At 60.4% G+C, this 6,472-nt stretch carries 11 protein-coding genes and 2 pseudogenes; 9 read left to right on the forward strand and 4 right to left on the reverse strand.

The features are described 5' to 3' along the window. The coding region (locus DDZ14_RS18895) for an alpha/beta fold hydrolase (protein ID WP_146193202.1) at positions 1–473 on the reverse strand (473 nt) is incomplete at its 3' end. Positions 474–813: 340 nt separating this feature from the next. On the opposite strand from DDZ14_RS18895, the gene DDZ14_RS18905 reads away from it, so the two are divergent. The 3 genes from DDZ14_RS18905 to DDZ14_RS18915 all read left to right on the forward strand — a co-directional run bounded on the left by DDZ14_RS18905 (position 814) and on the right by DDZ14_RS18915 (position 2,138). Beyond that, the gene (locus DDZ14_RS18905) at positions 814–1,245 is read left to right on the forward strand and encodes a hypothetical protein (protein WP_109426537.1); all 432 of its coding nucleotides are present in this window, start codon (positions 814–816) and stop codon (positions 1,243–1,245) included. Continuing rightward, a complete protein-coding gene (locus DDZ14_RS18910) occupies positions 1,242–1,655 on the forward strand; it encodes a hypothetical protein (RefSeq protein ID WP_233252649.1) in 414 nt (137 codons plus the stop codon). Before DDZ14_RS18905 ends, DDZ14_RS18910 begins: the two co-directional genes overlap by 4 nt. Before the next feature lie 294 nt (positions 1,656–1,949). Then, positions 1,950–2,138, forward strand: a complete 189-nt coding sequence (locus DDZ14_RS18915; protein WP_109426532.1) for a hypothetical protein — start codon at positions 1,950–1,952, stop codon at positions 2,136–2,138. Positions 2,139–2,196: 58 nt separating this feature from the next. Here the strand turns inward: DDZ14_RS18915 and DDZ14_RS18920 are convergent, their stop codons facing one another. Continuing rightward, positions 2,197–2,931 carry a Crp/Fnr family transcriptional regulator gene (locus DDZ14_RS18920; protein ID WP_109426533.1) on the reverse strand — a complete coding sequence of 245 codons (735 nt, stop codon included), beginning with the start codon at positions 2,929–2,931 and terminating at the stop codon, positions 2,197–2,199. 149 nt (positions 2,932–3,080) lie between these two features. Here DDZ14_RS18920 and DDZ14_RS18925 point away from each other — a divergent pair, with 149 nt between their 5' ends. The 6 genes from DDZ14_RS18925 (at position 3,081) to DDZ14_RS20170 (ending at position 6,030) form a co-directional block, all read left to right on the forward strand. Then, positions 3,081–3,317: a hypothetical protein gene (locus DDZ14_RS18925; protein WP_109426539.1), complete on the forward strand. Its 237-nt coding sequence runs from the start codon at positions 3,081–3,083 to the stop codon at positions 3,315–3,317. A 160-nt stretch (positions 3,318–3,477) separates the two neighbouring features. After that, complete coding sequence (locus tag DDZ14_RS18930) at positions 3,478–3,636, forward strand: entericidin A/B family lipoprotein (RefSeq protein WP_109426540.1); 159 nt, start codon at positions 3,478–3,480, stop codon at positions 3,634–3,636. 2 nt (positions 3,637–3,638) lie between these two features. Next, positions 3,639–3,806, forward strand: coding sequence for a CsbD family protein (locus DDZ14_RS18935; RefSeq protein ID WP_109426534.1), 168 nt, complete (start codon positions 3,639–3,641; stop codon positions 3,804–3,806). Between the two features lie 54 nt (positions 3,807–3,860). Then, on the forward strand, positions 3,861–4,013 hold the full coding sequence (locus DDZ14_RS18940) for a DUF3309 family protein (RefSeq protein WP_199221380.1): 153 nt from the start codon (positions 3,861–3,863) through the stop codon (positions 4,011–4,013). Positions 4,014–4,147: 134 nt separating this feature from the next. Further along, the gene (gene groL, locus DDZ14_RS18945) at positions 4,148–5,776 is read left to right on the forward strand and encodes a chaperonin GroEL (RefSeq protein ID WP_109426536.1); all 1,629 of its coding nucleotides are present in this window, start codon (positions 4,148–4,150) and stop codon (positions 5,774–5,776) included. A 119-nt stretch (positions 5,777–5,895) separates the two neighbouring features. Then, a complete protein-coding gene (locus DDZ14_RS20170) occupies positions 5,896–6,030 on the forward strand; it encodes a hypothetical protein (RefSeq protein ID WP_255417520.1) in 135 nt (44 codons plus the stop codon). A 175-nt stretch (positions 6,031–6,205) separates the two neighbouring features. Here the strand turns inward: DDZ14_RS20170 and DDZ14_RS18950 are convergent. Both DDZ14_RS18950 and DDZ14_RS18955 read right to left on the reverse strand, forming a co-directional pair. Then, a pseudogene (locus DDZ14_RS18950) lies at positions 6,206–6,346 on the reverse strand (IS3 family transposase); the annotation flags it as partial. Positions 6,347–6,359: 13 nt separating this feature from the next. Further along, positions 6,360–6,472: pseudogene (locus tag DDZ14_RS18955) on the reverse strand (IS5/IS1182 family transposase); the annotation flags it as partial.

The raw sequence follows: 6,472 nt of genomic DNA on the forward strand, positions 1-6,472 counted from the left end.
TTTGCGAATTCTTCCGCGGCCGCAGTCGAAACTCCGCTTGCTCCATGCTCTTTGATGATGCGACGCAGGCGCAGCGCTTCTTGTAGGGCCTCGGTCCGCCCGTGTTGCGCAAGCAAGTAAAACGGGTTTGGCTCGATCAGGATGAGGCGGTGAATACGGTCCTTGAAAAGCGCCGCGGCCTTCATTGCAACGCTTCCGCCGAACGAATGTCCGACTATCGAGACTTTGCCGCCATCCGCAGGCAGGAAAGGAGAAATTAATCGCGCCTGATCTTCAAGCGTCTGTGCTCGCTCGCCGTGCCAGGCCGCAGTCCCGCCATAACCGATGAGGTTGACGGCGATCAGGTGGAAGCGATTTGAGAGCAAATCCATCAAGCTACGCCACTGGCGGGCACCGGCCACGCTCGAATGAACAAGGATCACAGGTCCTCCCGATCCGACTTCCAGGAAATCTACTTCAGCCAGTTGTTTCACCGCAGCCACTCCAGGAATAGCGGCATGTGAGCTTGAGGGACGAGGAGGGCGGTGTCAAGTTGAGGTGCTTGAACGGGGCAGAGTGGCAGCGTAGCTTTCGACGATGACCAAATCTAACCTTTTCCGGGGTTTCCGTGACCTGCTCCCCTGAAAAGTCCTCGATTTGAGGTTAGCCTGTTCTCCAACTGAGGAGACAGACGATGAAGAGAAGCCGTTTCAGCGAAGAACAGATCTGACCGTCGGCAGCACTGACCTGTGTAAGGGCGCCGGGAACGACCGGAGCGTAGCCTTGGGAAAACAGGGGCGATCTGCGCGCCTGCAATCAAGGAACGCAATGACGATGACCGGACCCAAAGTTCTCAACCCCCATCCACCCGAGTTCGAACGCTTTCTCTATGCGCCTGTCGGTGAAGACCGGCAGGGATATGTCGTGACGGTTCTCTCGACGCTTGCGCGGCTTGGTCTCGATCCCTGGAACGAAACCGCCGAACTTGCCATGCTGGGGCGCGACGCCGCGCGGTTGCGGCTGGGGAAATTGCTTTCACGGGTCCGAGACGTTCCCGCGCTAGCAAGCGACCACGGGAAGGTCGCGCGGGAGTTGAGCCTGCTGCTGCCGGACAGCCCGCCGAGGCGCTCCCTGAAGCAGGCGGGCGCGACGAGTGCCACGGGCCGTCCGGTGTTTACCGGTGCCGTCTGGGCGATACTCGCGATCGCTTTGGTCCTGCTGCAAATGCTGTTCGTCGGCGGGTCAGGGTCAGGGTCAGGCGAATGACGCTTTCCACACCGCGCGCCGAAACCCCGGGTCATGCGGCGCACAAGGCCGGCACCCTATCGCCACGCGAACAGGGCGTTCTCTGGGACATGGAGGAACACTTTTGGACCAGCGGCGAAGACACTGCGCGCGCGACGACAGCGGCCAACGCCGTCATGATCTTTCCCTATCCGCCCGGCATCCTCCAGGGTGACCATATCTGGAACCATCTTCGGGAGAGAACCGGCTGGCGGTCTGTCTCGATGGCCGAGCGACGAGTGACGCGGTGTGGTGACATAGCCATTCTCACCTACCGTGTCTCGGCAGAGAAGCCCGACGTGCCGATCTTCAAGGCGCTCTGCGCCTCCACATACCTTCATGATGACGACAGATGGCTGAGGATCTCCCACCAGCAAACTGCCGTAACGTGAGTCGAGCCTTCCTGGGGCGTCTTTCAGGTCATGCGTCCGCGCGCACGGCGCTCTTTTGACAACCGGCGCCGTCGCCGCAACCCGATCGGCGACCAAATCGACCTCGGCAGGAGCCCGGACTAATCTGCGTCAGTGCGACAGACCTCTGACGTCGGCTAGATGAGATGTGCCCGCCGAATATTTGGCGGCACGTTTTTCCGAGTGCCCGAGACGTGTGTGGGCGTGCCGATCCTCAAAAGGTCGGCACGCCGGCAGGCCTCTTATTCTCGGAACGTCCATGAAAGGACATTTCCAATGACTCCCGAACAGACCAAGACCGCCGACAAGATGAGATCCGTCAAGGCCGCATGGGACAAGGCACCCGCTGGCCCGAAGAAGGATGCGGCGCTGAAGCACTACCAGGCCGCCGAGAAGGCAAACACAGCAAAAAACAACGCCGAGACCAACAAGGAACTCGACGCTGCGTCCCACGCACTCGTGTGACGCCTGACGTCTGATGTGACCACCGGGACCGCCGGCCGATCGATGGACGGCGGTTCTCTCATTTCAGGAGCGGGCCGGTCTGATCCAGATACGCAGAATCAAACTCCGCGAGGTCCACCAGCCCGTCATGGTCGCGAAATGACACGCGGCCGTCCCGGAAAGTTGCCAGCCCGTTTTCGCGCAGCTGTCGCAAGACGCGGTTCACGTGAACGGCACTCAGTCCCAGCGCATCCGCCAGGTGATACTGCGTCAGCGGGCAGTCGTATCCTTCCTTGCTCCCCATGCCGACCAGCGCCAGCCTCGATCCCAGTTCCAGCAGGAAATGCGCCATACGGGCATCCGCGTCACGCCGGCCGATCCCGACGAGATGTTCGACCACCATCGCCTCGTCCCGTGACGCCGCCCAGAGAATCGCCGTCGCCAGCCGCGGCGTCTGCGCGAAGGCCGCCAGAAGGTCGTCCTTCAGCACTTCTGCGGCCTTGATGTTCACGATCGGCTCGAAACTGTGGTCCGAGGTGCGCAACAGCACGCTGCGCAAGCCGAGGAAATCCCCAGGCACCTGGAAATCGACAATCTGGCGCGTTCCGTCCCGCTGGATCTTGTAGGAACAGACCCAACCCTCGGACAGGATATAGGCGGCCTGATCCGATTGCCCCTGATGCACCATATCGCGCCCTGCGACGAAGGATCGGCGGCGCTGGTGCAACCGCTCAAGCACGGCCAGTTCGGCCTCTGACAAGGCGACGAAGGCCGAGAGTTTGCGGGTAAGTGGGCTGTGCTCTGCTGGTTTCATGGGGCCTCCCGGCATGCTGTTACGCAAGAGCAAAAAAAGGCCCAGAGACTGCTCTGGATCAGTCCAGCATAGAGCACTTCCTGCGAGAAGTACGGATGCATCTGAACCTCGCCTCTGCCCGGTTCAAGATGCCATGGAAGGAATCCCAGATGTCCACCTCGAGCGAGCATACAGGTCAGGCTGCCCTATCGATCTGCGAGGCGCTCCTGCTTGCCATGAACGATAGGGGGTTGTTGCCGGAACACGAGATCGTGGGGGTCCTCCGAGACGCCGCAGCGGCCCATGAGAACGCCACCGGGACGGAGGGGGAAGTGCTGGACCACCGGGCGGTCGCGGCCCTCATCAACGCGATCATCGCTGGCGGGAACTCGGTTCGCAGGGCCTGAGCCGCTTGCGGCGATGGCGCTGCCGACCAGGGCGATCGGATGCGTCCTTCCGCGTTGATGGCTGATGCAGGTAAGTGCTGACCTGAAGGAACCGATGTATCAGGAAGTTAGAGAGATCGCGGCATGTGCCGCTCGCATCTCGCCTTCAGGAGAAATCGACATGAAGACGCCGAGCCTCACTTCATATCTTCTCATCGCGGTTGCCCTGGCCGCGTCCCTCTCGCTCCTAGCGTGCAACACGATGGCCGGCATTGGCGAGGACGTGTCTTCCGGCGCGGATGCGGTGACGGACTCCGCCGAGAAGAACAAAAACTACTGATCATGGACGAGGACCGGGTTGAAGGGTCGGCAAGACAGGCCCTTGGGGCGTTGCACCGCCTCGTCGGTCGCCTGTTCGGCGACCGGAAGACGCGGGTCGAAGGCGCCGCCGAAGAAGAGATCGGCAAGGCCCAGAACACCATGGGCGGCATGAAAGATACACTGCGCTGAAAGCAACCTTTCATCCAACATCTTGTATGGAAGCTAGCAAAGGAGACGCAAATGTTGGGAACGGTACTGCTAATCATCTTGGTTCTTCTTCTGGTTGGAGCGCTTCCAAGATGGGGTCATAGCGCCAACTGGGGCTACGGTCCCAGCGGGACGCTAACTTTGGTCGTGGTGGTGCTCGCGGTATTGATGTTCACCGGCCGGATGTGAACCGCATGAAAGAACTATCCGCACGGGCGGGCAGATCGGTCGGGGGTTGAGGTGCCAGTACGGCACGCGATGCCTCGACATCACGAAACCGCGCGCGACGGTCGCGCCGCGGTGTGCGAACTGGAGCAAACACGATGACTGCGAAAGACGTCAGATTCAGTACCGACGCCCGTGATCGAATGCTGAAAGGGATCAACACACTGGCAAATGCGGTCAAGATCACCCTCGGCCCGAAGGGTCGCAATGTTATTCTCGACAAATCATACGGAGCACCGCGCATCACCAAGGATGGCGTGACCGTCGCGAGGGAAATTGAGCTCTCGGACCATTTCGAGAACATGGGCGCCCAGATGGTGAAGGAAGTCGCCAGCCGAACGAACGATGAGGCCGGCGACGGCACCACAACCGCAACCGTTCTGACCCAGGCCATCGTGAAGGAGGGCATGAAGGCCATCGCCGCCGGCATGAACCCTATGGATGTCAAGCGCGGGATCGACAAGGCGGTTGCAGCCGTCGTTGCCGAGATCAAGGTCATGTCCCGCCCGGTCGGCGACAGCGACGAAATTGCCAAGGTGGGCGCCATTTCTGCCAATGGAGAGGCCGCGATCGGCCGGCAGATTGCCGAAGCGATGGCCAGGATTGGCAAAGAGGGCGTCATCACCGTCGAAGAGAACAAGGGATTGGAGACCGAGACCGAGGTGGTCGAGGGCATGCAGTTCGACCGCGGCTATCTGAGCCCCTATTTCATCACGAATGCGCAGAAGATGGTCGTCGAACTCGAAGACTGCGTTATCCTTCTTCACGAGAAGAAATTGACGTCCCTCGCGTCCATGGTGCCGTTGCTGGAGGCGGTCATTCAGGACGACAAGCAGCTTCTAATTGTCGCCGAAGACATCGAGGGCGAGGCATTGGCGACCCTGGTCGTCAACAAGCTTCGCGGCGGCCTGAAGGTCGCGGCAGTAAAGGCGCCGGGCTTCGGCGATCGCCGAAAGGCGATGCTCGAAGACCTCGCGATCCTGACGGGCGGACAGTTCATCTCCGCCGATCTCGGGACCAAGCTGGAAACTGTCACACTGGACATGCTCGGGACCGCCAAGAAGGTCGCCATCACCAAGGACGACACCACGGTCATCGATAGTGCCGGCGACAAGGCCGCGATCGCAACGCGGATCACCCAGATCCGCGGCCAGATCGAGGAGACGGCTTCGGACTACGAGAAGGAATTGCTGCAAGAGCGGTTGGCCAAGCTGGTAGGCGGGGTGGCTGTCATTCGGGTCGGCGGTGCCACCGAGATTGAAGTGAAAGAGCGCAAGGACAGGGTCAATGACGCGCTCAACGCCACGCGCGCCGCGATGCAGGAAGGCGTCGTGCCCGGTGGCGGAGCGGCCCTTGTTCATGCCGGCAAGATCCTGGCGGGCCTCAAGGGCGATAATCCCGATCAGGATGCCGGCATCAAGATCGTCCGCCGCGCGATCCAGGCGCCGCTGCGCCAGATCGCCGAAAACGCCGGGGTGGATGGGTCGGTCGTCTCAGGCAAGGTCATCGAGAATGCCAGCCCAACCTTCGGGTTCGACGCGCAGTTGGAGGAGTATGGCGACATGCTGCAGGCAGGCATCATCGACCCGGCCAAGGTCGTGCGGATCGCGTTGGAAGACGCCGCGTCGATTGCCGGGCTGCTGATCACGACGGAGGCGATGGTCGCTCAGAAGGCAGAAAGAACCAGTGGGATACCCCGAATGGATGCCATGGGTGACATGATGTAACCCGGCCTTTGTGCGTCGAACCGCGCAAATTCCACTCAAGCCCTGACGTTAGCAGCGCGACAAACTGACCGGTTAGCTCAGGTCGCAACCAACCACAACTCAACCTTGAAGGAAATCAGATGTCCAAAGGCGACAAGAGGCGCGGAAATCGAGAGGTGAAGAAGCCAAAGAAGGTCAAGGAAAAGATCGTGGCAACGGCAGATTTCTCGAAGGGAAAGCCGCCGATCAATATCGGAGAAAAGAAAAAACCGTAGCGAAAGAGGCAATGCGGACCACGTTCCAGCCGTCCGCGATTAGAGTGCCAAACTGTCTCGACGGAGTTTCCAGCCGAGAGCGGCGCAATGGTCCGCAGCATGCTCTCTATTGCGGGCGAATCGAGTGTGGCTGCCATATCGCTGAACGAACGCGGATTGAATAGCCCGGCGTTTCTTAGACACCTTCAGGTCTTCGTTTCCGCTGTCGTTCAAAGTCGACGGGTGACAGCATTCCGTTCCTCGCATGCTTGCGCTTCGGGTTGTAGAACATTTCGATGTAATCGAACACGTCCTGCCTGGTTTCGTCGCGTGTCCTCTAGGGTCAGGACTCATAGCCAATAGATGACGGTTGCGGCGAGTGCGATGGCGGAGAGGAATACCTTCGGGCATCGGTCATATCGGGTTGCGACCCGTCGCCAGTCTTTGAGCCTACCGAACATGA

This window comes from Maritimibacter sp. 55A14 (assembly GCF_003122205.1).
Taxonomy (GTDB): domain Bacteria; phylum Pseudomonadota; class Alphaproteobacteria; order Rhodobacterales; family Rhodobacteraceae; genus QEYE01.

Bases quoted from the DNA above. Each gene is read 5' to 3' on its own strand.
- DDZ14_RS18905 (WP_109426537.1), top strand. From the start codon at position 814: ATGACCGGACCCAAAGTTCTCAACCCCCATCCACCCGAGTTCGAACGC.
- DDZ14_RS18910 (WP_233252649.1), top strand. From the start codon at position 1,242: ATGACGCTTTCCACACCGCGCGCCGAAACCCCGGGTCATGCGGCGCAC.
- DDZ14_RS18915 (WP_109426532.1), top strand. From the start codon at position 1,950: ATGACTCCCGAACAGACCAAGACCGCCGACAAGATGAGATCCGTCAAG.
- DDZ14_RS18920 (WP_109426533.1), bottom strand. From the start codon at position 2,931: ATGAAACCAGCAGAGCACAGCCCACTTACCCGCAAACTCTCGGCCTTC.
- DDZ14_RS18925 (WP_109426539.1), top strand. From the start codon at position 3,081: ATGTCCACCTCGAGCGAGCATACAGGTCAGGCTGCCCTATCGATCTGC.
- DDZ14_RS18930 (WP_109426540.1), top strand. From the start codon at position 3,478: ATGAAGACGCCGAGCCTCACTTCATATCTTCTCATCGCGGTTGCCCTG.
- DDZ14_RS18935 (WP_109426534.1), top strand. From the start codon at position 3,639: ATGGACGAGGACCGGGTTGAAGGGTCGGCAAGACAGGCCCTTGGGGCG.
- groL (WP_109426536.1), top strand. From the start codon at position 4,148: ATGACTGCGAAAGACGTCAGATTCAGTACCGACGCCCGTGATCGAATG.
- DDZ14_RS20170 (WP_255417520.1), top strand. From the start codon at position 5,896: ATGTCCAAAGGCGACAAGAGGCGCGGAAATCGAGAGGTGAAGAAGCCA.